Source organism: Flammeovirga pectinis, from assembly GCF_003970675.1.
Classification (GTDB): Bacteria; Bacteroidota; Bacteroidia; order Cytophagales; family Flammeovirgaceae; genus Flammeovirga; species Flammeovirga pectinis.
Genome location: NZ_CP034562.1, coordinates 3,238,827 through 3,264,480 on the forward strand (window position 1 = coordinate 3,238,827; position 25,654 = coordinate 3,264,480).

A 25,654-nucleotide genomic window follows, 5' to 3' on the forward strand; every position below is an offset into this window, starting at 1 on the left:
TACTCGTGGTAACATCAACTAAATCTGCATATCGGCCGACACGTCCTCTTCGCAGTTTAGTCAACGCGTTACACAACATAAAGTCAAAATATCAGATAATGTCAAAGTTTCTTATATTATTAATTTTAGTATCTCATTCTGTTATTGGGCAAAATGTAAAAACAGATAAAAACAATAATAATGTAATGGAACAGTTCCATCAATATTATTCATATATTCCTAAACCATCTACAACCAACACATCATTAGAAAGTTTAAAATCAAAATATTATTCATTTAATGATTACTCAATAGAAAAATTATCTGTTTTTTATGACCGTAACTCACAATCAATTAATGATTTAATTTTTTTAGAAAGGCAGATAATAACTTTAAGCGAAAACTTATTTAAAGAACATAAATATATATTACTACAAGCAACTGGAGGAGCTAAAGGGTGTATTAAACCATGGTATGAGGAGAAAAAAATAAAAAATATAGATATCAAAATAATAAGGCTATGTGCTGGTTGTCTTGAATTTAAGTCAACAAATTATCTGGCTAGAATTTATAATGGAGTAATGAAAAAATTATCATGTATTGACCCTGAACCTAAGCATATAAAATACAAATCAAATAACTATGAGAAGAACTTTAAAACAATATTAGATTTTGATTTGGTCAACAGGTCTTATACTATCACCAATATTGAAACACAAGAAACAATAGATATGGGCTTTTGGACTGAAAAAAACAGGAGCTATTATTTAGTTTCTACAATAAATGACACAAGAATCGAGAAGTATGAGATGACAAATAATACTTTAAAAAGTAAAAATCTTGGTAAATTTAAATTGTTAATGTAACGTTGTGTAACAACAACTAAATCTGCATATCGGCCGACACGTCCGCTTCGCAGTTTAGTCAAATCGTTGTAGTGCATTAAAGAATGAAAGCTTCATCAAACATTATATTGACCATTTTTGTTTTCACGATTATTAGTTGTGATTCAAAAAAAGAAACAGGACTGGTTCAAGGAACTCATCAATACAAGGAGAAAAAACTAAGCTTCTTTGACCCTAATGAAACAATCTTTAGGGATGGTAAATATCAAGGGTATTCCTATGAAAAATGGCTGAGAAAACCGCAAAACCTGAGAATGGTACATGAAACTTTGAAGAAAGTTGGATACGATAAATTGATTGACGACTATGACCTTACTAGCAATCCGAATTTGTTATGGGGATATGTAAACAGACCGCTTAACGAAACTATAGACAGTTTATTAATCACATATGATTTAAAGGATATCGAATCAAAATATTACAGGGAGTTTTGGGCAAGAAGAAAAAGTGAAGGAAACAAAAAAGTTGTGTTCGAAATTACTAAAGAACTATCAAAACTTCTTATAAAAGGCCAGCCTGTGAAGTATGATGGAAACATGGTTAATGACACGTTATATAATTTGATTAAAATAAAAGAACGTAATTCAACTCCATCAATGGATCAAGCTAAATGGGATTTCGACTATTTAAAATCGATTGGACTTCATGGATCTGCATATAATTTACTATTTGAAAATTATTTCTATCAGGATATATCATGGGATAAACAAGAACTCTTGAATGAGTTAGAATTAGATTCCATCAATCATCGTTCAAGATTCTGGATAGAAGACGACACGAAATAAAACTAGATAAACGCACTACAATCGAGTAGACCGCCCCGTCAGTAAAAACTGACAGGGAGAGCCTCTCACACCACCGTACGTACGGGTCTCGTATACGGCGGTTGGCTACTTTTCGGTTGTCTTAGTGTAAATATCTATCATAGAAATGTAGCCTCTTTGTCTTAACCTACCCAACGTAATTGTTGTGTTAAGAATAGGACTTTGAGCTACAGCCCAACCACCTTTTCGCGTTCGACTCCATGCATATGCCTGACCTTGAGGAATACCTAAACGGATTAAGTTTTTACGCTTACGTTCGGGTTTCTTCCAGTCGTGCCAAATGCAGTAACGAAGCCTATTTCGAAGCCATTCGTCTAACTTTTTAAGTTTCAACTTGATGCTTCCTAGCTTAAAATAATTCACCCATCCACGTTGCACTTCTAGAAGTTTCTTGATGCGTTTATCAAAACTCATAGGTTTGGTTTTACAAGTGACCTCTTTTAGAGAATACTTCAATCTTTCCCTTGCTTTTTGCTTAGCCACTAACTGAAATTTCCCTTTAGCACCCTTCTTGTAACTAGGAACAAAAGTGTAGCCGAGTACCTCAAATTGATGCGGTTTTCTTAGCCCACTTTTCTCTCTATTTATTGGAAGTTTTAGATGTTCTTTTAGAAAACAATAGATACTATTTCCTACACGTTTGGCTGCTTTTGCAGACTTTGTGTAGATACTGAAATCATCAGCAAATCGTATAAAAAGTAAACCTCTAGCTTCTAGAATTTGATCCAATTCATGTAAGACAATATTAGAAAGTAACGGACTTAATGGACCTCCTTGAGGAACACCTTTTTGTCTTTTCTGTAATTTCCCTTGAATTAAAATAGGAGCTCTTAGAAACTTTCGAAGTAATTTCATGACCATTGAGCATTTTACTTTTCTATAGACTAGTTCTAGTAAAATACTATGATCTACTTCGTCGAAGAAACTTTTCAGATCAATATCTATAATTTTCTGATAGCCATTATTGATATAAGCTAGTGATGTTTGAAGTGCTTGATGTGCACTTTTATTGGGTCTAAATCCATAACTATGTGTAGAAAAATCTTTATCAAAAATAGGAGATAATACCTGGAGCATTGCTTGTTGAATAAGTCGATCCTCAACAGTAGGAATACCAAGAAGTCGCTTCTTGCCATTAGGTTTTGGAATTTCCACACCTTTTATAGGTTGTGGAAGAAACCGACCTTCTAGTAGAAGTGGCTGTTTGTCAGTACCAACTTTTGCCGTTTGACTTACTTCATCATTCCTCACGGAAAACCACATTTGTAATGCCTCGGGATCGTACCCCGCACATAAGGGACTTGCACCCTCTAGAAGATTATTATATCTTTAAAATAAAATAAGGCTGTGTCCATTTTGGGCACACACACGCGGTAAATAAGGCTTAGCTTGCCGCAAACGTTCTACACCATTTGAAAAAAACATCCCGAATGACATTAGACAAATTACTTACCGAATTTTATACTGCTAATGGAATTCCTAAAAACGGTGGAATTGAAGAAGATACTTTCCAAATGAAAGTGTTCTTTATCAATTTGATTTTGCCAAATCCTAAATTCCGAAAAGAATTAACTCATATTCACGATATTCAACACGTGCTGAATAAATGTGATACTTCTTGGAAAGGAGAAGGATTTATTTCTGGTTGGGAAATCGGAACTGGATTTTGGAAACGTTTTCCGATTAATCTTTTTATTCTTTGGGCTTTTGGTTATAGTTTATGGTTATATCCAAAACCTGTCTTTAAAGGCTTTAAAAAAGGTCTTAACAACGTTGGAATAGTTGACTTAGGATTGAGCAAGTCCGAATTTATGGAAATGGAATTTGACCAATTAGTTGAAATAACTAAAAAAGAAAAATATACTGAAATGGGAATTTGGCAATGGATTGAATTTTTATTTTGGTTGTTTATAAGCCAAGTAATTCTACTTTTTCCTTTAATTTTGGGAACTATCGCATTAATATGGATAATCAGAACGTAAAAAACGGTGTAGAGTCGAGTAAGTTAGGAGAATTTCAACCCTAACTTCTCATAGAACCATACGTGAACCTCTCAATTCATACGGCTCTTGTCATACAGAGTGCTACAAGAAGCTTTAACTTAAGACCAATTATAAAATAAGTTGGGAAAACTCCCTGGAGTGTCTACCATTTAGTTTACATCAATTGCTACTTCAACAACCTTATTAAATTTATTAATGCGGAGATTATTGTTTTAAAATCCGCTTTAATTAATGAGATTATATGAAATGCGGAGAAAAGCATGTATTTTTACCGCAAATTATGCGGAGATAATATATGTATATTCACGAAAGAGAAAATTGGATTAATTTCAAGTGGGATTCAAAAAAAGTTTTATTGAAACTCAGTGAAACAAGAAATTTACAAGGTAAACTACTTGGTCGAATGGAATCTTTAGGATTTGACATTCAAAAAGAAGCAATGTTAACTACATTAACTCTTGACATTATTAAATCATCTGAGATTGAAGGTGAAATATTAGAGCAGCAACAAGTAAGATCATCAATTGCTAGAAGATTAGGTATTGATATTGCCGGTGCTGTAAATTCTGAAAGACATATTGATGGCATTGTTGAAATGATGTTAGATGCAACTCAGAAATATGATACACCATTAACAAAAGATAGACTTTTTGGTTGGCATTCAGCTCTTTTTCCTACTGGTTGGAGTAATATGTTTAAAATTGTAGTTGCTGATTGGAGAAAAGATACAAAAGGTCCAATGCAAGTAGTTTCAGGTGCTATTGGAAAAGAAGTTATTCATTATCAAGCTCCAAATGCTGAAAGGATCGATTCTGAAATGGAAAAGCTTCTTTTTTGGGTAGAAAATGAGAAGGAAACAGACCCTGTTTTAATGGCATCGATTGTACATTTATGGTTTGTAACAATTCATCCATTTGAAGATGGAAATGGTAGAATAACTAGAGCAATTACTGACATGATATTAGCAAGGTCGGATAATAGTGTAAGAAGATTTTATAGTATGTCCGCTCAAATTAAAGAAGAAAGAGATGCATATTATGAGATTTTAGAAAAAACACAGAAAGGAACTTCAGATATTACAGATTGGATCTTATGGTTTTTAGAATGTTTAAAAATTTCATTTGAAAGTACATATAAATCATTAGATAAAGTATTACAAAAAGCAGAATTCTGGAAATCACATTCATTAACTGTAATGAATGTTCGTCAGAAAAAAATGATAAATAGACTACTAGATGGTTTCACCGGTAAACTAACAACTACTAAATGGGGTAAGATTTGTAAATGTTCCCAAGATACTGCGTTAAGAGATATTCAAGGTTTAATGAAAAAAGGAATAATGTCAAAAGAAACAAGTGGAGGTCGTAGTACAAGCTATGTAATCAATTATTCACCAAACGATAGTCGAGTAAGTTAGGGGAATTTCACCCCTAACTTCTCATAGAACCATACGTGAACCTCTCAATTCATACGATCCTTGTTCATACAGAATGCTTCTAAGACTTTTATACTTGTCATGGACCTATAAGTATTAACCCAAAACTGCAACACCTTATTACTTAAAAAATGCAGCACTAATCGAAATTAACTTTGAATGGATTTATATTTAACTAAACATACCCCCTTCTCGTAAATGATATTTTATTACTCTATTAATCAAAAGATAGTACAAGAAGTGGTTTACTTTTCTTTGAGTACAAAGAGATAATGACTATTTTGATTAACAAAATAGTAAAGAGATGAACTATAGAAGTAGAATCAACTAAATAAAACTCTCTAATTATTAATTAAAATAACCCCATGAATAAAGTAATAACGCTCACTCTTTCAATGTTCTGTTTAATAAACCTAACAGTTGTTGGACAAGAAAAGCCTAAAGCTCCTTCTCAAAGTACAGAAAGTAATAATAAGGCACTCTATAAAAAGTACCCATTTGATGATAAAACTAGCTTCGAAGAAGCAAAAAAAGGGTTTATTGCACCTCTCCCAAATAACGGTGTTGTAAAAGATGCTAACGGAAGAGTTGTATGGGATTTAAGTGCTTTTAAAGCCTTTATTAAAGAAGATAAAAAATCTCCATCATCAGTTAATCCTAGTTTATGGAGACAAAGTCAACTTCTTATGATCAGTGGCTTATTTGAAGTAGTTCCTGGTGTGTATCAGGTGAGAGGTGCTGACCTTTCTAATATGACTATTGTTGAAGCAGATGGTGGTCTACACATTTACGATCCTCTAATTTCAAAAGAAACAGCCAAGTATGCTTTAGATTTATATTATCAAAATAGACCTAAAGTACCCGTAAAAGCTGTTTTCTTTAGTCATTCTCACGTTGATCATTTTGGTGGTGTTGTAGGCGTTGCTTCTCCAGAAGATGTAGCTAGTGGAAAAATAAAAATCTATGCTCCAGAAGGTTTTCTAGACCATGCAATTGAAGAAAATGTTTATGCAGGTGTTGCTATGTCTAGAAGGTCAAGTTATATGTATGGAAATGTATTACCTCCAGATGCAAAAGGACAAATTGGTGCTGGACTTGGAGTAACCACTTCTTCTGGAACTCCGGGAATTTACGCACCAACAAATAGTATTAAAGAAACCGGAGAGAAACATACAATTGATGGTATAGAATATCAATTTGTTATGGCACCTGGCTCAGAAGCTCCATCAGAAATGATGTGGTATTTACCAAAGTATAAAATGCTTAATACTGCTGAAGATGCTGTTCATACAATGCATAATTTATATACACTTCGTGGTGCTAAAACAAGAGATGCATCTAAATGGCCTACATATTTAAATCAAGTGCTTCAAAGTTTTGGTGATACCGAGGTTGCTATTGGAATGCACCATTGGCCTGTTTGGGGTAAAAAACGTGTAGTTGATCATATTAAATCTCAACGTGATACTTATAAGTACATGCATGATCAAACTTTACATCATGCCAATATGGGAGCTACTATGAATGAACTTCCTGGCTTAATTACAATGCCTGAAAGTTTGGTCAATCAATGGGGAACTCATGGATATTATGGTTCTTTAAGTCATAATGTTAGAGCTGTTTATAATTTTTATTTAGGTTATTTTGATGGTAACCCAGCTAATTTAAATCCACTTCCTCCTGTTGATGTATCTAAAAAATACGTAAAATTAATGGGTGGTGCAGATAAGGTAATGGCTGCAGGAAAGTTAGCTTTTGATAATGGTGAATATCGTTGGGCTGCAGAACTTTTAAATCATCTTATTTTTGCAGAACCAAATCTTCAAGATGCTAAGAATTTACAAGCAGATGTACTAGAGCAAATGGGGTATCAAACAGAAAATGGTCCATGGCGTAACTTTTACTTAGCTGGTGCTTTTGAACTTCGTAATGGTGTTAAGAAAGCAAGTACTCCTAAAACTAGTAGTCCTCAAATCATTTCAAATATGTCTATGGAACTAATTTTTGGTTACATGGGAATACAGTTGGATGTAAAAAAAGCAGCAGGTAAAAAGATTACCTTAAACTGGGTATTTACAGATGTAGATGAAAAATACACTTTATTTTTAGAAAATTCTGTATTAAACTATTGGCCTAATAGTGAGGTTAAAAACCCAGATGCTACTATCACAATGGAACGTAGTACTCTAAATGACTTCTTACTTGGTAAAATAACAATGAAGAAGGCTATTGAATCAGGTAAAATCAAGATAAAGGGAGATGCAAAACAATTTATAACAGTCTTAGAATGCCTAGATGATCTCAACAAGTATTTCTACTTTAATATTGTAACTCCATAGTTTCAAAACTGTAGAAGATGAATTATTAATTGAAAAGTAGATCAAATAATTACTAACAGTAAATAGGGTTGTTATTTATTGACTCCATAGTAGTAAATTGGGACCTCATTACATCAAAAATTGTAATGAGGTCCTTTTTAATTTCGAAAAACAGATGCAGCAGCAAAGCCATATATATTCTTTAAATTTCAACTTTAACGAAAGTCAACTTAGTAAATTAGAATCTAAGTACCTTTTTAATGAAGAGGTAGAAGGAAAACTTCTTTTTTCGGATATTAAAATTGAACCGTCTTGTAGTCCTTTCATCAAAAAAAGATTAGACATTCAATTAGCATCAAAAGACTATAAAGTTCTGATGGACCAAATTGAAGCTAAAAAGATAAAGGTTGAGGGATTTAAGGTAGAGTACCTAATGTTAGAAGGTGATACTATTGGATACCCTGAAAGATTAGGACAGTTAAGAGATATTGGGTACCGTATTGAGGGAGAGCCAGATTATTATCATCCTACAATAACTTATGGCTTGTGCTTTCATGAAGAAACTTGGTATTTCGGCCCTTTGATTAAAAATAATCCAGAGTGGCAAAATCACAATAAAAAACCTTGTTCTTTTAGTAATTCTTTGAGTATAAATACGGCTAAATCTTTAGTAAATATTGCTGCAAAAGGAAATAAAAAAAGCTCCTTAATTGATGCTTGTTGTGGTGTTGGCACTGTACTTCTAGAGGCTTGTTTTGCTGGTTATTCTATTGATGGTTGCGACATTAACCACAAGGCTTGTAATAATGCAAAAAAGAACCTTGCACATTATAACTACACGGCCAATGTTTTTAATTCTGATATAAAAGATATTACAAAGCAATACGATGCTGCTATCATAGATTTACCTTATAATCTTTATTCTTACTCTACAGATGACATTGCTGCTAATATCATAAAAGCTGCTGCTCAAATTACCAATCGTATTGTGGTTGTTTCCATCTCAGATATCGAAGATTTTATTAAAAATGCAGGTTTCGCTATTACTGATTTTTGTACTATTGATAAAATAGGGAAAGTAAAGTTTACAAGAAATATATGGGTTTGTGAAAAAGAACCTTTGAAAGATTAATCATACTTTCAAAAGCTCTTCTGCTTCTATAAACAATGATGAGGGAAAACTAAATATTATCTTTTAGTACCTCTTTCCAAATCTTATATCCTTCAGGAAGCATATGTAACATATCTTCTTCAAATAAATCTGGACGGCTTTTACCTTTACTATTTAACATTGGTGTGTAAATATCAATATAACTTATATTGGTAAGGTTTTGGATAGCCTTTTCTACCAAAGTATTTGATTTTTCTATTTCTGATTGAATATTATCTTTACTAGGACTCGGCTTTATTGACATATAAATTATTGGAAGATCGATACCATATTTATACCTAATCTGACGGTACAAACTCTCAAAATAGAACACTATATCTTCCGCTTTTTGTCCTCCACCTAAATCATTATCCCCTGCATAAATTACTATTTTTTGAGGTGAAACTACCTCTTCAAAAAGTACATGAAAATACAATGCACAAGCTTCTAAAGTAGAGCCTCCAAAACCCATATTTAGAATTGCATTATTGCCTACATCTTCTCTAACAGTTGTCCATAACCTAAAGGATGAGCTCCCGTAAAAAATTATTGGATGTTCTATAGTAGGTTGCTTCCTGATATTTTCTCTTAGCTCTGGTAAGCCTTCTTTTTTATAAAATTGAATTTCTTCTGATGTCATTTCATTTATTTTTCTGCCAATACAATAGCCTCTTCTACATAAGAACGGTATTGTTTTGAATAACTTTCTAAAAATGTTCTTAGTTCCTCCTTAAATGGTTTTTTCTTATCAATAACTTCAGATAACCTAAAGGGTTTCTTGATAACAACCCCAAGTTTAGTTTTACTTAAACGTTTATCAAAAAATGCTAAAGCAATCGGAACAATTAACGGATCTATTCCAGATGCATTTGCAATCATAAATGCTCCTGGTTTAAATGCTACTGGAGATTGATGCGTTTCTCTACTTGTTCCTTCAGGACTTAAAATTAAGTTCATTCCTAATTTCAGTTTGTCCCCTGCCTCATTAAAAAACTGATTTCTAACCTCTCTTTTCTGTTCTTTAGATTGTAAAGATGGGTCTGAATCTGAAGTTCTCACACCCAAATGTCCTAGTTTATTGTAATAATCTTGATGTCCGTATTCTGGTCCTTTACCTATTCTCACTACTCTTAACCCAGAATCTTTATAAAACTTATACAGCAGCATAGAGATGAAATGGGAATCTAACGTAATCTGAAAATTATTAGGCAATGTATAATACGGATGGTTTAATAAGTGATTATAAATAAATATATTTCCCGCCTCTTTTGGTAAGTTTTCTAATCCATCAATCTTAATATCGACATATGCAGTTGCTCTTTCAAAAAATTCAGAACACTCATTTCTTAATTCGTAAGCAGGTACAGACTTGGGTGCTCTAATCACATGGTCTGTCATGCGTTTTAACCCCTCAAAAAACAAATATTCCTTTCTTAACGGATGCGTCATTTTTATAAAAAGATTGGCTAAAATTTTCTCTTGTCCAATTCCTTCTGCGGCCAATTTATCCATTAAATCAAAAGCATCTCCTTGCGTTAGTTTTTCATCTAAAAGAACAGGTACTTTAAACAGTTCAGAACAAACACTTAACTGTGCTCCTGCCTGCTCTATCATAGTTTGGATTGTTAGTAATTCCCTATCAAACGTTTGGGTAATAACTTGTGCTCTTATTGCTTTTAATGCACTTCCCAATAACCATAACAAACGGTACATAAATACCATTCCTAGGTTAGGGAATTCACCATAAAGTACCAATAAATCTAATCTATTAATTTCTAGAACTTCTATTGGTTCTATGGTTATTAACTCCATGTTATTAGGAATAGCATCGTAACTTGCTGCGCTCCATAAAATAACTTGCCCTCTTTCTTCTAATACATCAGATGTATAAACTTCATTCTCTTCAGTGAGGTAATTTAAAGCTACCTTTCCTGTTTTTAGCACCATAAATTTATCACTTACTTGTCCTTTTGTAAGTAATTTTTCTCCAGGTTTATAAAATTTTGAGCGACTAATTTTTGCAAGTTTTGCCAAATGCCAATCTGCAAATGGGTTAAAAAATGCACTCTGTCTAAAAAATTCTAAAGTTGTTTCTTGAGGTCCTTTATCCTGAAAGGAAGTATAGGAATTTGTTTGCTGAAAATCTGTGGATGATAAAGGTACAGATCCTTGAATCCAAGATGCTCTCGCCTCTCTTAGCAAATGTGTACTATATAGTAATGAACTCGATAATAGATGCATTCCTAATGTCGGTTGCTCATCAAATAAAGCTCTAATTTTCTGATTATTCCATTTAACTACTTTCGTTTTGCCAAGTGCTTTTGCAGTAGTAGCAAAACGGTAAGGCTCTCTAAAGCCAGACCAACCTATGGGCGTCCACTGCTCATCACTTTTACCCACTAATAATGCTCCACGTTGGTCGCCAACATTTAAATGGTAAGCCACAGCTCCAGAATACAATACATGGTAATTTTCTGCCGAAGCAAATTGAAGTGTTATTGTTTCTCCATCTTCAAACTCTTGTATCTCGGCTAAATCAGATAGTTCTTTTAACTGCTCTGCCGATAACCGGTCTACAAATGGTAATGATTTCAAGATGTTAGTTTGTGTCATAGTACTGCTTTGTTGGTGATTATCAAAGAATATATTTCAAATTATCCTTTTCTACAGATAAAAACAAAAGGACTATTTACACTTAAACCTTTATTTAATTAAAGTGATTCACCATTAATTCTATCGACTTGTCTATACATTCTTCTACGTCTTTACCTTTAACAGTCCATTTACCAACAACTTGATTATTAGAAATTAAATGAAGTTTTAAAACAATAGAAGATTTGTTCAATTGATATTTCCCTCTTAAAATAAATGTGTTGTTGCCTTCTGCACCTTTTCTATATTTAAACGGCAACTCTAATTTTGTTCCATCCAACACAATTTTATTACGCATCTTTTGACTAATCTTTAAATGATCTGCCCAAGATTTTTGGTCTTCGAGATAAATAGTGCTGATTAGATTTTTCTGTACAGTTAATTCTATTGTTGCCCGATCATCTTGAGATAACGAACCTATATAAAAACTACCTGCCCCAAGTGGCATTCTATATTCTGGTTGTTGTTCTCCGTGCATAGAATTGGCTAACTCTGGAACAGTTTCTACTGCATGAGCAAAAAGATCTTGCACATCAACAAATTTCCCTTGGTCTAACTCTCCCCTTTTTAGATAATCGAGTAAAGAATACGTTAACAGTCCGTGCTCTAAGAAAGTAGATTCGTAGCTTACTTTATCAGAAGATGCTCCAGATAACATAAACATTCCTGTTCTAGATCTCACACGTTCCAAGGCTCTTTTTTTCATTCCTTCTTCATTATAATCTCTAGCAGTAATTAACTCTGTAGAAAATGAACCTGCATGACAAGCGTCTACAATAAAAACTTGTTTAGAAATTGGAATCTCTTTTATCCAATCTAATAACTCCGTTCCATTTACTGTATAATTATTTTTAATATTGATATCATCAACATCACTATTACTCATATCTTTTGTTAGGAAATGGAAATCGTCTACTCCTTTATTATTTTGGGCAACCGTACCGTGTCCTGCCAAGAATACAAACAAAATATCTGATGCATTTGCTTCTTTTGCAATTCTCTGAAATGCCTTCTGAATATTCTCTTTGGTAGGTTGTAAAGAATCTACTTCGCTATCTGTAGTTATAAGTTGAATTGCTGTATTGTCTGTTCCAAAAAGCTTATCACTTGCTAAATCTAAAGATTCTGCCATTGCTTTAGCATCTTCTGCAGCGTATTTTAAATCCATCAACCTACCCCTATAATCAGATACTCCAACTACTACACCGTACAATGTTGTTGGTTCGCTTTTATCCTTATCAACATAATTATATGTCATTTTAAGTCCTCTTCCATTTAAAGTACCTGCTTGGTTAGAAGTTAAAATAGATATTTCATTCTCTTTATTTGGAATAAATACTCCTTTTAAATCACCTAAACCTACTTTATAATAGTCTTTCCCTGCCTTATTAACCTGAGTTACCTCTGATTGTAGATCACCAATAATTTCTTTGTTATTGATATATAAGCTTACTTTTCCAACTCCACCACCTCTATCAACTACTTCTATAAATAATGTATCATTTTCTAAAAAAGAATTTGTTTGAGGGAATAATTTTAACTGATCTAAAGGAGGAACTTTTCTCAGTTTTTTTCTTGACAATAACTCGTAAGCTAACCCGGGTTCCCAATACATTTCTCTTAATTGTTCAAAATTAATTGTTTCAGTTCCGTACGTATAGTAAAGGCTATTCATGTTTAATGCTCCTACATCAAACAAACCTGATTGATGTTCAATAACCCATCCTCCATCTTCTGTAATTACAATTTTACCAACTTTCTTTTCTTTATTTATGTTCCATATTTCAAAGATCATATTGGTACGTACTGCAAAGAAAAAATCTTGGTCTTTGTAAGAGATTATATCTACCAATGGAATAGAAGAGTCATGAAATTCCTTCACCACTTCTGTTAGTTCTTCATTCCATAAAGTGATATTCCCATAGCGATCACCAAATACCCATTCGTCCGTCTTATCTATAAAATCAATCTTTAAATAATCAGTAGTAATTCCTTTTAATTTTCTACGTTCCCAATTTGTAGTATTCCAAACAAAAATTCCAGTTTTTCCAGCAACAACTAGTTTACTATCATCTTCAGAAAAACGCACATCATTTAACCAAATATCAGGTACTAATTCATCATAAATTAATTCTTTATTTGTGATACTATATATCTTTAATCTTCGATCTCTTCCTACAGAAACAACCAAGTCTTCTTTTTTAGAAACAACAACGTGCGAGATTGCTCCATTATGTTGATATAAATTTTTATATGTTTGGTTTTCATAATCCCAATAAATTACATCGCCACCATTTGTACCAACTACAGCAGCCTGAATTAGTTCAAAATTTTCTAATGTTTTCCCTTCGTGTAAAAGCTGTAAAGTATCTAATAACTTTCCATTATCGTCCCAGATTTTAACAAGACTATCTGTACCCGTTGTTATCCATCTATTTCCATTTTGAATATACTCTACTGCTTCTGCTTTTCCTTTATGGACTTTCCACGTTTTTGATACAATATTCTCTTTAGGCTCCCAAGAATAAAAATTGCCATTTGTGGTTACAAACGCCAAAGCCCCTGTGGTTGTATTGAGTTCCCCTTCTACCAAATGCCCATTTACAGGTTTCCATTCCGTATCTGTTTTAGAATTACCATCTGCTAAAGTCCATACCGTAATAGCACCATCTTTTTTTGTAAAAGCTGCATGTTTGGTATCTTCTGTAAATACCATTTCTTCAAAATCATCACGTACAACGGCAGGTGTTCTATTAATTTTATTGTTCTCTACTCTAAAGAAATAGATATCTTCTAATTGCGTTTTTACAATCAAAATATTGAAGAACGAAGAATACTTAATTTGTGTAATTGGGCTATCGTCAGGAGAGTCCATTTCATCAATAAGTTGATCTGCATTGGCATCCCAAATTTTAATTTTTTTATCCCATGATGCTGTAATAATCAAAGAGTCTTTGGGAATAAAATCTATAGATGAGATCCAATCGTTGTGTAATTTTTTTTCTACTATAGGTCGGTCATATCCTCTCCATAAAAGTAATTCTCCATTCATTAATCCAACACCTAACCAATTCATTTTAAAAGAGTAATTAAGTGATGAATAATTACCTAAATTGGTCTTAATCTCTTTTCCATCTGGGGTATTTCCTTTATGTTGCCAATCCCATCTATAGGTCTCACCTCCTTTTGTGATAAAGAGCAGCATATTGTCTATAAATTTCATCTGAAAGACGGCATCATTTAAATGTGTCATTTCATCTTCAATTTCACCTGTATTAATATTCCATATTATTACAGAGTTATCTCTACCAGATGTTGCTAAAAAATGGTGTCCTTCAGAAAAACAGAGTTGTTCTACACCATTTTTATGTGGATAAAATGTTCTAAGTAGTCTTTTGTCATTAATATTCCATAATTTAACGGCACCATCTTCTCCTGCCGTTGCTAACAATGATGCATCATTAGAAATGCTCATCTTCTCTACTTTCCCCAAATGACCTGTAGAAAGTGTTAATTGTAGTTGCTGTGCAGAAGTAGGTTGTACATAAAGCAGAAAAACTATAAATCCGATATATATATTGCAAAGTACTATTTTCAAGACGAAGTTTTTTAGTATTTTCAGTATCATTCCCAACTCCTTCCTATTTTACAAAAAATGAGACGATTAACGATAACTGTATTTTTATTCACGCTAATTATTTTTTCTTGTGAGATTACTCCCCAAGAAGTAGGCAGAAATGAAGATTATCACATTTTGCTTGAGTTCACTGATAAATTTGGTAATAATTTATTGGAAGATCAAAGTTCTACGCTAGACATCTACCCTATTGATGTATTTTATTATCAATCCGATAAAAAAATAATTCTTCCACATCAAATAGTTGATTTAGAAGAAAATGGCGATACTACTTCTGTTTTAGTTACAGATGCTTTTAAACAGGCAAGCCATACTTATTATATACAGTTTAATCAGGATATAGATACTGTAAAAGTAATACCTAAAGAAAATAATGAAGGGTTACATCATATTGAATCTATATTGTACAATACTGTATTGATAAATAAATCCAAAGACCATAAAAATCGTAGTCATTTTTCTATTCTAAAATAAGCTGTATTTCTACCGGACTTATCATTAAAGTGTCGTCATACAACAATACATTCTATTAAAATAGCAAAGATTTTATAGAATCTTCTATTTTTGCTTATATTTCAAATTGTAATAAAACATCACATTTTTTAGCCTAAACGTTAAAGGCATATATATGTCGAAAAGAAATTTAAGGAGTCGCATCTTTACAGAAGAAGAACAGGCACGTCAGCAAGAACGTTTTGACAATATTATTCAGTCTATTGTTAAACTTGTTGAAACGTATGCAAAACTATTTAGTATACAATTAAAAACAGGGTTAGCAGGTACGTTATCTGTATTGGCAATCTTTGTGATAATGCTTACTTTCCTAACATTAGCTTTCTCTTTCTTTGCACTAGCCTTTGCACTTTTTGTTAACTACATATTTTCTTGGCCATCTTTTGCTGGCTTTGCATTGGTAGGTATCTTTTGCATTGGTCTATTTGTACTTGCCATCTATAAGTCTGACTTATTAAGAAGTCAATTTTTAATTTGGATTGATCAAGCGATAGATCATGCCCAAGAAGAAAACGAAATTTAAACCTTATTATTTAACCCCAACAATGAGCGAGAAAGTAGAAAAAACAAACGAAATAAGAGAACGTTTAAAAGCTGACAAAGAACGTTTGAAAGCCGAAACAAAATTATATAAAGATGAGTTGGTTAGTTTAACTTCTGAAACTGTTGCCGACACCCGTCATGATATTAAAAAAGTATTAACCTATGGTGCAGCCGTAGTTGCTACTTATAGTTTATCTCAATGGGCTTTACGTTTACACTCCCACAGAAGTAAAAAGAAGTATCTAAAAAAATTAGAGAAATTAGACGAAAAAGGAGCAAAAGCTAAAATTGACACAAACGAAGAAAGCAGTAATTCTCGTATACCATCCTTCGGTAAAATGCTTCGAGATGAAGCAACAGTATTCCTAATGGGAGTAGCTAAAGAAGAGCTTTTAAATTATTTAACAAGAAGACAGGAAAACAGAAAGAAAAAAAGAACCTCATAATCAGCACGTTACGAATACTATAGTATGCACGCATAACATATTCGAGTTCTATAAGGGTTTTCTATTTGCAGTTATAGAATCTTATTCATTTCTTTGCATTTCAATTGGTCAACTAAAATTCAGTAAGATGTCCGAAATTGCAGAAAAAGTAAAACAAATCATCGTTGATAAGCTAGGTGTTGAAGAATCAGACGTTACGCCTGAGGCTAGTTTCACAAACGATTTAGGTGCTGACTCACTTGACACAGTTGAGTTAATCATGGAATTCGAAAAGGAGTTCAACACTTCTATTCCTGATGATCAAGCAGAAAGCATCACAACTGTAGGTCACGCGATCGCATACCTTGAGGAGAACGTAAAGTAATTTATACTCCCTTTAAAATAAGCGAATCAAACGCTAGCGAACCTGACAGAGCAAGCGCCTACTTTAAGGATGCCGAATCTGTCAGGTTTGTTTATTTTTGGAGCTTCCAAAATTTATTATCATATGAACGCTAGAAGAGTTGTAATTACTGGTATTGGTGCATTAACGCCACTAGGTAATACCGTCGAAGAATATTGGACTAACCTTGCAAAAGGTGTTAGCGGTTGCGCACCAATTACAAAATTCGACGCATCTAAATTCAAAACACAATTTGCATGCGAAGTAAAAGACTTTGTTGCAACTGATTATATTAACCGTAAAGATATCCGTAAAATGGATCTTGTTAGCCAATACGGTGTTGCCGTGGCAAAACAAGCAATCGAAGATTCTGGTATCGACTTAGAAAAAGTTGATAGAAATCGTTTTGGTGTTATCTGGGGGTCTGGTATTGGTGGACTTAAATCTTTCCAAGACGAATGCGTTGCTTTCGGTCAAGGAGATGGTACTCCAAGGTTTAACCCTTTCTTTATCCCTAAAATGATTCCTGATTTGATTCCTGGTCATATTTCTATGATTTGGGGTTTAAAAGGACCTAACTTCACAACTGTATCAGCATGTGCTTCTGCAACGAATGCTATGATTGATGCTTTTAACTACATCCGTTTTGGTATTTCTGACTTGTTTGTAACAGGTGGATCTGAAGCTGCTGTATGTGAAGCTGGTATTGGTGGTTTTAATGCTTTAAGAGCATTATCAACACGTAATGATTCTCCTGAAACAGCTTCTAGACCTTTTGACGCAACTAGAGATGGTTTTGTTCTTGGTGAAGGTGCTGGTGGTTTTATCTTTGAAGAGTTAGAACACGCTAAAGCTAGAGGTGCTAAAATTTATGGTGAAGTAATAGGTGGTGGAATGACTGCTGATGCTTACCACATGACTGCTCCTCACCCAGAAGGTGAAGGTTCTAGCCGTGTAATGCAAGAGGCACTTAAAGATGCTGGCTTAAAGCCGGAGGATGTAGATTACATCAACGTTCATGGTACTTCTACACCACTTGGTGATATTGGAGAAGTGAATGCAATTAAGAAAGTATTCGGAGAAAAAGCATACGACGTAAATATTTCTTCTACAAAATCTATGACTGGTCACCTTCTAGGTGCAGCTGGTGCTGTAGAAGCTTTAGCTTGTCTTATGGCGATTGAAAAAGGTATTATTCCTCCAACAATCAACTTCGAAACTCCTGATGAGAATTTAGACAGCAAATTAAACCTTACATTTAATAAAGCACAAGAACGTACTGTTGATATTGCTTTATCAAATACATTTGGTTTTGGTGGTCATAACTTCTCTATGGTATTTAAGAGATATGCAGAGTAAATTAATTTTTACTTCTAAAAATATAAACCCGTTAGTTCATTCTAACGGGTTTTTTTATTGTCATTTTTATAAATAATTACTTCTTCTAAGATCTACCTCTCAATCTGTTTTCTGTTCAACAAACCCTTTACAATTCCCTCCATTCTCTACTCTTCATGTAATTAATACTGATCGAGTATAAAAATCTTGATAATAATCCTTTTTCAACAAAAAGAATTACAAAAAAATGTAGATGTTTTTAGATATTTTTTACATTTTTGAGGTATCAAATTTTACTCCTCGAACTTTATCGAGATTTTAATACCTATCTATGAATTTAGGAAAACTCTTAAAGAGATGGGTCACACCTTATAATGAGCAGGAGACAAAATTAGCCGAAGTAATTAAACGTGTTATCGGTAGAAAGCCATACAATATCAAATTGTATCATCTTGCAATGCAACATACTTCTGTTGCTTTTGAAAGTGATGCTGTAAAAGGCTTTAAGGAATCTAATGAAAGGTTAGAATATTTAGGTGATGCAGTGTTAGGATCTGTAGTAGCCGAATATCTTTTCAAAAGATATCCCTACAAAGATGAAGGTTTTCTTACAGAAATACGTTCTCGTATTGTAAATAGAGAATCGTTAAATAGGCTAGCAGTTAAAATTGGTCTAAGCCAAATGGTTGCTTTTGAAGGTCGTAAAAATTCAGCATTAAGTCATAAGTCAATCTATGGCGATGCAATGGAGGCTTTTATTGGTGCAGTTTATTTAGATTTAGGGTTTCATTTCACACGTCGTTTCATCATTCATAGTTTATTGATGCAACATTATGACATTGAAGAAATAATTGAAACCACTACCAATTTTAAAAGTCTCATTATTGAGTGGGCTCAAAAAAATAGTAAAGTCGTTGAATTTACTATTTCAAAGCAAGGAGGAAAAGACGGTAAGCAGTTTAAAGTTAATTTATTAATTGACGATGAATTGCAAGCGTTAGGTTCTGGTTACAGTAAGAAAAAAGCTGAACAAGATGCCGCTCGAAAAACTTGCGAAGCACTTTCACTTATTTAGTGTTTTAACCCCTTTAGAAAAGGCCCTCTTAGAAGACAAATTCTAAGAGGGCTTTTATTTTATTCTCTTTTTATTCTACTTTTTACCTATTCATATTATATATTTAAATGAAATTTTATTGATGATACGCTGTCTTAAGTACAATTATATACCCTATAACCCTTTATTACCTTGTATATTTTGTAGAAAAAGATGTACTTTAAACTATCATCACCTACTGTTTTTTACTTTCTGATCATGAAAAAGAGCACTTTTTATATAAGCCTATTATTTTTTGTATTGGTTACTACTGTTTTACAATCTTGTCAGTACGGTAAGAGTTATACTTACTCTACACGTCAGGATAAATTGCAACAGAAGAAACAACAACGTGTTACTGCATTAGGAGGAGGAACAACTTCTTCTACTCAGCAACAAGATAATTCGACTACTTCCCAAGCAGCAGCTGCGGCAGCTGTTATAACAACACCAAAAAATGTAAGTAACAAGGTAGAGGCTGCGTTAAAAACTGCATGGACTTATGAAGGTGTAAAGTATGATTATGGAAACATGTCTAAAAAAGGAATTGATTGTTCTGGGTTGATGTGTGTTTCTTGGCAAGCCGCTAATGTTACATTACCTCGTGCGTCATACCAACAAGCAAAAGAAGGAAAGTATGTTCCTTTTAGTAATTTAAAGCCAGGCGATCTCGTATTTTTTAGTGGACCAGGAACTTCCAACATTAAGCATGTAGGGATGATCTCTGCAGTAAAAAATGGTAGAAAGTACTTTATCCATGCCAGTACAAGTCATGGTGTAATGCAAAGTGAACTTTCTGATGTTTATTGGAAAAAATACTATAAACTAGCTAGGAGATTAGATTAATACTCTGTTTCCTATCTTGTTCTCCTTAAAATGTTGATCGAATCACAAAAAATTGATAGCTTATGAAGAATTAAAATTTTTCATACCAATTTAAAAATATGACTCGACATTTTATTATCAAAGCACTTCTTGGTCTTAGCTTAACTGGCTTATTCTTCTCTTGCGACAACAGTGATGATTCAAACAAAGACGATTCTACAACTTCATCTCCTAAAAATGAAGTAAAAAGTGTTATCTCAGAACAAAATGAAAAAGCAGCAGAAGCTGTAAAAACTGCACGCACATATATTGGTGTACCTTACAAATCTGGAGGTGTTACAAAAGAGGGTATGGATGCAAGTGCACTTACAATGCTGGCTTGGAAAGCTGCAGGTGTACAGTTATCTCGTATTAGTAGAGAACAATCTAGACAAGGTCAACAAGTTCCGGCAGATAAAGTAGAAGCAGGAGATTTAGTTTTCTTTAGTGCTAATAAAGGCAGTAACCAAGTAACTATGTCTGGTATAATTACTAAAAAAACAGCGCAAGGCTTCAATTTTATCTACACTTCTTCTAAAGATGGTGTAAAAGAGGTTGCTTATTCTCCTTATTGGAAAGATAGACTTATAGTAATTAAACGTGTAGGATAATTTCTTAATTGGTTATTTTTTGATGATTTCAGTCTTATTTTGTCAAATAATAAGACAAATTAACCCTTTTAAGTTCCTATTGTTTAATTTAAAAACTATAATTGTGAAGAAAGGATAACGAACTATGGCAGATACAACAAGTAATTACGACGAGAGTAGTATTAGATCACTAGATCCTCGTGAACATATTCGTCTACGCCCTGGTATGTACATTGGTAAATTAGGAGATGGTTCAGCTCCTGATGATGGTATTTATGTACTAGTTAAAGAGGTGGTAGATAACAGTATAGATGAACACATGATGGGCTTCGGTAAGCAAATTGACGTAACTGTTGATGAAGGTGCCGTGCTTGTTAAAGATTATGGTAGAGGCATTCCTCTCGGTAAATTGATTGATTGTGTATCAAAAATCAATACCGGTGCAAAATACGACTCTAATGCATTTCAAAAATCAGTTGGTCTTAATGGTGTAGGTACAAAAGCTGTAAATGCTTTATCTAACTTTTTTAGAGCATCTTCTGTAAGGAATGGAGAAATAAAAGTAGCTGAATTTGAAGCAGGTAAACTCCTTAAAGATTATCCTGTTACATCTACTAAAGAAAAAAATGGTACAACGGTTTACTTTAAACCTGATCCTACGATATTTAAAAATTACCGTTTTTTACCAGATTATTTAGATGATTTATTTTGGAACTACGCCTACTTAAATGCGGGTTTAATACTAAAATTAAATCAAAAAACTTTCCTCTCTAAAAATGGTCTACGCGATCTTTTAGAAAGAAAAACAAATGCTGAGCAATTAAGATATCCTATCATTCACTTTAAAGGTGAAGATATTGAGTTTGCATTCACACATGCTAATCAGTATGGAGAAAATTATCACTCTTTTGTAAACGGTCAGTATACAACACAAGGAGGTACACACTTATCTGCTTTCCGTGAGGCTATTGTTAAAACAGTTCGTGATTTCTTTGGGAAAAACTTTGATGCAGCAGATATAAGAGCTTCTATTATTGCAGCTATTTCTGTTCGTGTACAAGAACCTGTTTTCGAATCGCAAACAAAAACAAAATTAGGCTCAACTCATGTTGCTCCTGACGGCCCTACAATGCGTACTTTTATAAATGAGTACGTTCATAAAGTCTTAGACGATTTTTTACATAGAAATACAGAAGTAGCACAGGCTTTACTTAAGCGTATTCAACAATCTGAACGTGAGCGTAAGGAAATTGCTGGAGTAAAGAAAATTGCAAACGAAAGAGCTAAAAAAGCCAATCTTCATAATAAAAAACTGAGAGATTGTCGTTTACATTTTAATGATAAAAAAGGCGAAGAAGAAAACAAAAGAGGTACAACTTTATTCATTACCGAAGGGGATTCTGCCAGTGGTAGTATTACTAAGTCTCGTGATGTACAAAGCCAAGCTGTATTTAGTTTAAGAGGTAAACCTCTTAATTCTTTCGGTCTTACTAAAAAAATCGTTTACGAAAACGAAGAGTTTAACCTCCTTCAGCACGCTTTAAATATTGAAGACGGAATTGATGGGTTACGTTACAACAGAGTAGTAATTGCAACGGATGCCGATGTTGATGGCATGCACATACGGTTACTAATCTTAACTTTCTTCTTACAATTCTTCCCTGATTTGGTAGAAAAAGGACATATTTATATCCTTGAAACTCCATTATTTAGAGTGAGAAATAAGAAAAAGACTATCTATTGTTATAGTGATGAAGAAAGAGTTAATGCTATTAATTCTTTAGGTAATAAGCCCGAAATTACTCGTTTTAAGGGTTTAGGAGAGATTTCTCCTGACGAATTTGGTGGTTTTATTGGTGAAGATATTCGACTTGATCCAGTAATTTTAAGCGAAGCAAGTAATATAAAAGATTTACTGACGTACTATATGGGTAAAAACACTCAAGACCGTCAGAAATTTATTATCAACAATCTTCGTGTTGAAAGAGATGAAGTAAAAGAAGTTGTTGGATAAATAACTTCCATTTAATTATACAAAAAGAGGTAGTCATTATTTTATTAATGTACTACCTCTTTTTTTTTAGGACTAACTAAGAAAGTTTGGTGAAACACACATTCCTTCTTGATAACTAACGTGTAACTATTTTTAATTAGAGAGTTAAGTTCTTTAATTAAAATCATTTGTAATTTGACACTTACACTTATTATTAATCAAATCTTAATCACAATTTCATAAATTAATAATAATCAAATAGTTAACCCCTCATCTATTATTCTTTATAAATTATTTATTGTGCTATAATCATGCACTTTGTTCAATTTCGACCACATTATTAATGATTATCGTCAGTTATGAATAATGATTTATAGTTGAACAGGAATATGGTCATCATGTCTTACAGTACGACATGCTTGATATCTAATTTTTTATAAGCTTTCCTATCAAATTAACTCTTAGTATTGCACAATTCGTGTTCTTACTAAAAAATCATGAAGACTTTGCTTTTTTTTAGTTAAATCGATAATTATTATTCCAAAGAAAGAAAATATTGAGAATGGTTTTATCAAATTTCTAATTAGAGCTCTCCCAAATGAAATTCGCTCTAGTTTCATATCATTAATAGCTAATCTCATAAAACGCTTTCCAAACGTTCCTTTCCACCTTGAAGATTCTAAAACTGAACAATAAATTATAAATAGGAAATATTGATACAGTTCCATTTGAGTTACAGTATTAATTAAAGCATTAGTACTATCATATTCTTCCGCCTTTATATTTAAATTGACTATAGTAAGTAACAGTCCTACTATAATTTTAAAGAGATAGAAATCTAAAATAAAAGCAAAAACTCTCTTCCAAAATTGGAGTTTCAAGTCTCGATTAGAATAGATTTTCCTTTCAAATTTTATTTCCATGTTTGTTTACTTATTTTTTTATCCAAACTTAATATATGAAACCAATCGTATCTGAGTATATACTTTTTTTCCTCTCTGAATCCCAGGCTTCCATTGTTTAAATTTATCTATGAGTATATCGATATCACTTGAGCTACATAGTACTGACATACTTCCTTTAGGAGAAATTATTAATACTATTATAACTTTGGTACACCCTAAAGCTGTATTACTTTTTTTAAATTTCACATTTTGTCCAAATGTTTTATAAAAAGTCCCCATTCCTCCTGGATATTCAGCTCGTTCATCCACATTTTCATAGACTTTTTCTCCATTTAAAGAATCAATAGAGCAAGAGTCATAGAAGGACTTCAATGACTGAGCATTACTTACTGTTGAAACACTAAAGAGTAAGCAGAATAATAAAAGTGATTTTAGATTTTTCATCAATTATAATTTCCTAAGTTGATTGTTACTAAGTTTACTCGCTCATAATACAATATGCTTTCATAAGTACTTTATTATCAGGTAGTTTTTAAAAGTCCTGTTTGTTATTTATTTCTTCAAATTACATAAAAACTAAATAAGTATTTCATTTTTGAATTGCTACTCCTATTTCAACTAAGATTTTCCTATTTTTGATTATGAAAAAGATAGAATTCGTTTTAACATCAAAACATAACAATAAACGCTTCGTAGCTGATGCTCGATGGGTTTCTGACCATACAAAGAAACCTACAGTTATTTTAGTTCATGGTTTTAAAGGTTTTAAAGATTGGGGTGCTTTTAATGTAATTGCAGATCAATTTGCAAATTTAGGTTACTGCTGTGTTAAACTGAATTTTAGTTCTGATGGAACTACAATAGACCACCCTTTTGAGGTAACTGACCTTGATGCATTCGGAAATAATAATTTCAGTAAAGAATTAGACGATTTAGGTGTTTTGATAGATTGGTTACATAGTAACGAATGTCCTATTGGCACCATTGATCTTTCAAAATTATATCTTTTAGGACATAGTCGTGGTGGTGGTGTCGTTTTACTAAAGACTGCTGAAGATAGTAGAATTAAGAAAGTGGCTACACTAGCATCTATCCCACAAGTGAATACTTTTTCTGAAGAAACGGTAGAACAATGGAAAAAAGAAGGTGTTATTCATGTAGTAAATGGACGTACTGGAGAAGAATTACCTTTGTATTTTCAAGCTGTAGAAGATTATTATGCACATGAAGATAGATTGTCAATGATGAAGGTTTTACCTACCGTTAAACAACCTATATTACATATTCATGGAGATGCTGATGAAACTGTCCCTGTACAGGCTATGCATTTCTTACATCAATTAAATCCTAATTCTGAATGTAAAATAATTGAAGGAGCATCACATACTTTTGGTACTAAGCACCCTTGGACCGACAATACTTTATCAAAGGATATGCAAACAGCAATTGATTATGTTTTAGATCATTTTTCAAAATAAATGGAAGACGCTTATTTAACGCTCAAAGGAACTAGTGAGGGAATTTACAAAGAGAAAGGAAGTAAGTTTATTGCCTTGGCTCATCATGTAACATCAGAAGAAGAGGCGAAGGCTATTGTTAAAGGTTATCGTAAAGAATATTATGATGCTAGACATTGGTGTTATGCTTATATGATTGGTGCTGATAAAACTAAATATAGAGCTAATGATGATGGAGAACCAGGTGGATCTGCAGGTCTGCCTATTCTTGGACAATTACGTTCTTTTAATGTTACAGATACTTTAATTGTTGTTATCCGTTATTTTGGAGGCACAAAACTTGGTGTACCTGGCCTAATCCATGCATATAAAACTTCTGCTGCAGATGCATTAGAAAGTGGAGAAATTGAAGAGTTATTTGTTCAAAGAAAAATTAAAATTACGTTTGCTTACCCTGATATGAATGAAGTAATGAAAGTTGCTAAAAACTTTGGATTAGACTTTGGTCAACAAAGTTTTGACGAGCTTTGTCATATTGAATTTTTAGTAAGAGAAAGTTTATTTGAGCAAGTAAAAGAAAAGCTTGAAGATATTGACGAACTTATTTTTAAGGAAAGCTAATCTTAT

General features: G+C 32.9%; 23 protein-coding genes. 17 read left to right on the forward strand and 6 right to left on the reverse strand.

Annotated features, from left to right (window positions below):
* Window positions 1–98: 98 nt before the first annotated feature.
* Both EI427_RS12990 and EI427_RS12995 read left to right on the forward strand, forming a co-directional pair.
* Window positions 99–845 (forward strand): hypothetical protein, encoded by a 747-nt coding sequence (locus EI427_RS12990; protein ID WP_126615306.1) that lies wholly within the window; start codon window positions 99–101, stop codon window positions 843–845.
* An 83-nt stretch (window positions 846–928) separates the two neighbouring features.
* Entirely contained in the window at window positions 929–1,669 is a 741-nt protein-coding gene (locus EI427_RS12995; protein WP_126615308.1) for a hypothetical protein, read from the forward strand.
* A gap of 105 nt (window positions 1,670–1,774) precedes the next feature.
* Here EI427_RS12995 and ltrA read toward each other — a convergent pair whose 3' ends face one another.
* The gene (ltrA, locus tag EI427_RS13000; RefSeq protein ID WP_126615310.1) at window positions 1,775–2,971 is read right to left on the reverse strand and encodes a group II intron reverse transcriptase/maturase; all 1,197 of its coding nucleotides are present in this window, start codon (window positions 2,969–2,971) and stop codon (window positions 1,775–1,777) included.
* 167 nt (window positions 2,972–3,138) lie between these two features.
* Here ltrA and EI427_RS13005 point away from each other — a divergent pair, with 167 nt between their 5' ends.
* The 4 genes from EI427_RS13005 (at window position 3,139) to EI427_RS13020 (ending at window position 8,596) form a co-directional block, all read left to right on the forward strand.
* On the forward strand, window positions 3,139–3,690 hold the full coding sequence (locus EI427_RS13005; RefSeq protein WP_126615312.1) for a hypothetical protein: 552 nt from the start codon (window positions 3,139–3,141) through the stop codon (window positions 3,688–3,690).
* Window positions 3,691–4,006: 316 nt separating this feature from the next.
* Window positions 4,007–5,128, forward strand: a complete 1,122-nt coding sequence (locus EI427_RS13010; protein WP_170178460.1) for a Fic family protein — start codon at window positions 4,007–4,009, stop codon at window positions 5,126–5,128.
* A 383-nt stretch (window positions 5,129–5,511) separates the two neighbouring features.
* Window positions 5,512–7,485 (forward strand): alkyl/aryl-sulfatase, encoded by a 1,974-nt coding sequence (locus EI427_RS13015; protein WP_126615314.1) that lies wholly within the window; start codon window positions 5,512–5,514, stop codon window positions 7,483–7,485.
* A 154-nt stretch (window positions 7,486–7,639) separates the two neighbouring features.
* Window positions 7,640–8,596: a TRM11 family SAM-dependent methyltransferase gene (locus tag EI427_RS13020; protein ID WP_126615315.1), complete on the forward strand. Its 957-nt coding sequence runs from the start codon at window positions 7,640–7,642 to the stop codon at window positions 8,594–8,596.
* Window positions 8,597–8,645: 49 nt separating this feature from the next.
* Here EI427_RS13020 and EI427_RS13025 read toward each other — a convergent pair whose 3' ends face one another.
* From EI427_RS13025 to EI427_RS13035, 3 genes are all read right to left on the reverse strand, one after another.
* On the reverse strand, window positions 8,646–9,254 hold the full coding sequence (locus EI427_RS13025; protein ID WP_126615317.1) for a GDSL-type esterase/lipase family protein: 609 nt from the start codon (window positions 9,252–9,254) through the stop codon (window positions 8,646–8,648).
* Between the two features lie 5 nt (window positions 9,255–9,259).
* Complete coding sequence (locus tag EI427_RS13030) at window positions 9,260–11,227, reverse strand: hypothetical protein (RefSeq protein WP_126615319.1); 1,968 nt, start codon at window positions 11,225–11,227, stop codon at window positions 9,260–9,262.
* A gap of 94 nt (window positions 11,228–11,321) precedes the next feature.
* Window positions 11,322–14,864, reverse strand: a complete 3,543-nt coding sequence (locus tag EI427_RS13035; RefSeq protein WP_170178461.1) for a caspase family protein — start codon at window positions 14,862–14,864, stop codon at window positions 11,322–11,324.
* Window positions 14,865–14,921: 57 nt separating this feature from the next.
* Between EI427_RS13035 and EI427_RS13040 the strand changes: the two genes are divergently transcribed.
* From EI427_RS13040 to EI427_RS13080, 9 genes are all read left to right on the forward strand, one after another.
* Window positions 14,922–15,377, forward strand: coding sequence for a hypothetical protein (locus EI427_RS13040; RefSeq protein ID WP_126615323.1), 456 nt, complete (start codon window positions 14,922–14,924; stop codon window positions 15,375–15,377).
* A 154-nt stretch (window positions 15,378–15,531) separates the two neighbouring features.
* Entirely contained in the window at window positions 15,532–15,939 is a 408-nt protein-coding gene (locus EI427_RS13045) for a phage holin family protein (protein WP_126615325.1), read from the forward strand.
* 22 nt (window positions 15,940–15,961) lie between these two features.
* Window positions 15,962–16,405, forward strand: coding sequence for a hypothetical protein (locus EI427_RS13050; protein WP_126615327.1), 444 nt, complete (start codon window positions 15,962–15,964; stop codon window positions 16,403–16,405).
* 127 nt (window positions 16,406–16,532) lie between these two features.
* A complete protein-coding gene (locus EI427_RS13055) occupies window positions 16,533–16,769 on the forward strand; it encodes an acyl carrier protein (RefSeq protein ID WP_126615328.1) in 237 nt (78 codons plus the stop codon).
* Window positions 16,770–16,892: 123 nt separating this feature from the next.
* Entirely contained in the window at window positions 16,893–18,146 is a 1,254-nt protein-coding gene (fabF, locus tag EI427_RS13060) for a beta-ketoacyl-ACP synthase II (protein WP_126615330.1), read from the forward strand.
* Window positions 18,147–18,456: 310 nt separating this feature from the next.
* The gene (rnc, locus tag EI427_RS13065) at window positions 18,457–19,200 is read left to right on the forward strand and encodes a ribonuclease III (RefSeq protein WP_126615332.1); all 744 of its coding nucleotides are present in this window, start codon (window positions 18,457–18,459) and stop codon (window positions 19,198–19,200) included.
* A 237-nt stretch (window positions 19,201–19,437) separates the two neighbouring features.
* Window positions 19,438–20,064, forward strand: coding sequence for a C40 family peptidase (locus tag EI427_RS13070; protein WP_170178462.1), 627 nt, complete (start codon window positions 19,438–19,440; stop codon window positions 20,062–20,064).
* 98 nt (window positions 20,065–20,162) lie between these two features.
* Window positions 20,163–20,693 (forward strand): C40 family peptidase, encoded by a 531-nt coding sequence (locus tag EI427_RS13075; RefSeq protein ID WP_126615337.1) that lies wholly within the window; start codon window positions 20,163–20,165, stop codon window positions 20,691–20,693.
* A 124-nt stretch (window positions 20,694–20,817) separates the two neighbouring features.
* Window positions 20,818–22,686 (forward strand): DNA topoisomerase IV subunit B, encoded by a 1,869-nt coding sequence (locus tag EI427_RS13080; protein WP_126615339.1) that lies wholly within the window; start codon window positions 20,818–20,820, stop codon window positions 22,684–22,686.
* A gap of 440 nt (window positions 22,687–23,126) precedes the next feature.
* Here the strand turns inward: EI427_RS13080 and EI427_RS13085 are convergent, their stop codons facing one another.
* Together EI427_RS13085 and EI427_RS13090 are read right to left on the reverse strand one after the other, a co-directional pair.
* Window positions 23,127–23,588, reverse strand: a complete 462-nt coding sequence (locus tag EI427_RS13085) for an RDD family protein (protein WP_126615341.1) — start codon at window positions 23,586–23,588, stop codon at window positions 23,127–23,129.
* A gap of 18 nt (window positions 23,589–23,606) precedes the next feature.
* Window positions 23,607–24,014, reverse strand: coding sequence for a hypothetical protein (locus EI427_RS13090; protein ID WP_126615343.1), 408 nt, complete (start codon window positions 24,012–24,014; stop codon window positions 23,607–23,609).
* Between the two features lie 197 nt (window positions 24,015–24,211).
* Between EI427_RS13090 and EI427_RS13095 the strand changes: the two genes are divergently transcribed.
* Window positions 24,212–25,048 carry an alpha/beta hydrolase family protein gene (locus EI427_RS13095; RefSeq protein WP_126615345.1) on the forward strand — a complete coding sequence of 279 codons (837 nt, stop codon included), beginning with the start codon at window positions 24,212–24,214 and terminating at the stop codon, window positions 25,046–25,048.
* Window positions 25,049–25,648, forward strand: coding sequence for an IMPACT family protein (locus EI427_RS13100; protein WP_126615347.1), 600 nt, complete (start codon window positions 25,049–25,051; stop codon window positions 25,646–25,648).
* Window positions 25,649–25,654: the final 6 nt, after the last annotated feature.

What these genes read in the sequence shown, in the direction of transcription:
- EI427_RS13080 (WP_126615339.1), top strand. Translation starts at nt 20,818, where the DNA reads ATGGCAGATACAACAAGTAATTACGACGAGAGTAGTATTAGATCACTA.
- EI427_RS13100 (WP_126615347.1), top strand. Translation starts at nt 25,049, where the DNA reads ATGGAAGACGCTTATTTAACGCTCAAAGGAACTAGTGAGGGAATTTAC.
- EI427_RS12995 (WP_126615308.1), top strand. Translation starts at nt 929, where the DNA reads ATGAAAGCTTCATCAAACATTATATTGACCATTTTTGTTTTCACGATT.
- EI427_RS13025 (WP_126615317.1), bottom strand. Translation starts at nt 9,254, where the DNA reads ATGACATCAGAAGAAATTCAATTTTATAAAAAAGAAGGCTTACCAGAG.
- EI427_RS13030 (WP_126615319.1), bottom strand. Translation starts at nt 11,227, where the DNA reads ATGACACAAACTAACATCTTGAAATCATTACCATTTGTAGACCGGTTA.
- EI427_RS13070 (WP_170178462.1), top strand. Translation starts at nt 19,438, where the DNA reads ATGAAAAAGAGCACTTTTTATATAAGCCTATTATTTTTTGTATTGGTT.
- fabF (WP_126615330.1), top strand. Translation starts at nt 16,893, where the DNA reads ATGAACGCTAGAAGAGTTGTAATTACTGGTATTGGTGCATTAACGCCA.
- rnc (WP_126615332.1), top strand. Translation starts at nt 18,457, where the DNA reads ATGAATTTAGGAAAACTCTTAAAGAGATGGGTCACACCTTATAATGAG.
- ltrA (WP_126615310.1), bottom strand. Translation starts at nt 2,971, where the DNA reads ATGTGGTTTTCCGTGAGGAATGATGAAGTAAGTCAAACGGCAAAAGTT.
- EI427_RS13085 (WP_126615341.1), bottom strand. Translation starts at nt 23,588, where the DNA reads ATGGAAATAAAATTTGAAAGGAAAATCTATTCTAATCGAGACTTGAAA.
- EI427_RS13010 (WP_170178460.1), top strand. Translation starts at nt 4,007, where the DNA reads ATGTATATTCACGAAAGAGAAAATTGGATTAATTTCAAGTGGGATTCA.
- EI427_RS13015 (WP_126615314.1), top strand. Translation starts at nt 5,512, where the DNA reads ATGAATAAAGTAATAACGCTCACTCTTTCAATGTTCTGTTTAATAAAC.
- EI427_RS13075 (WP_126615337.1), top strand. Translation starts at nt 20,163, where the DNA reads ATGACTCGACATTTTATTATCAAAGCACTTCTTGGTCTTAGCTTAACT.
- EI427_RS13090 (WP_126615343.1), bottom strand. Translation starts at nt 24,014, where the DNA reads ATGAAAAATCTAAAATCACTTTTATTATTCTGCTTACTCTTTAGTGTT.
- EI427_RS12990 (WP_126615306.1), top strand. Translation starts at nt 99, where the DNA reads ATGTCAAAGTTTCTTATATTATTAATTTTAGTATCTCATTCTGTTATT.
- EI427_RS13095 (WP_126615345.1), top strand. Translation starts at nt 24,212, where the DNA reads ATGAAAAAGATAGAATTCGTTTTAACATCAAAACATAACAATAAACGC.
- EI427_RS13050 (WP_126615327.1), top strand. Translation starts at nt 15,962, where the DNA reads ATGAGCGAGAAAGTAGAAAAAACAAACGAAATAAGAGAACGTTTAAAA.
- EI427_RS13005 (WP_126615312.1), top strand. Translation starts at nt 3,139, where the DNA reads ATGACATTAGACAAATTACTTACCGAATTTTATACTGCTAATGGAATT.
- EI427_RS13020 (WP_126615315.1), top strand. Translation starts at nt 7,640, where the DNA reads ATGCAGCAGCAAAGCCATATATATTCTTTAAATTTCAACTTTAACGAA.
- EI427_RS13055 (WP_126615328.1), top strand. Translation starts at nt 16,533, where the DNA reads ATGTCCGAAATTGCAGAAAAAGTAAAACAAATCATCGTTGATAAGCTA.
- EI427_RS13040 (WP_126615323.1), top strand. Translation starts at nt 14,922, where the DNA reads ATGAGACGATTAACGATAACTGTATTTTTATTCACGCTAATTATTTTT.
- EI427_RS13045 (WP_126615325.1), top strand. Translation starts at nt 15,532, where the DNA reads ATGTCGAAAAGAAATTTAAGGAGTCGCATCTTTACAGAAGAAGAACAG.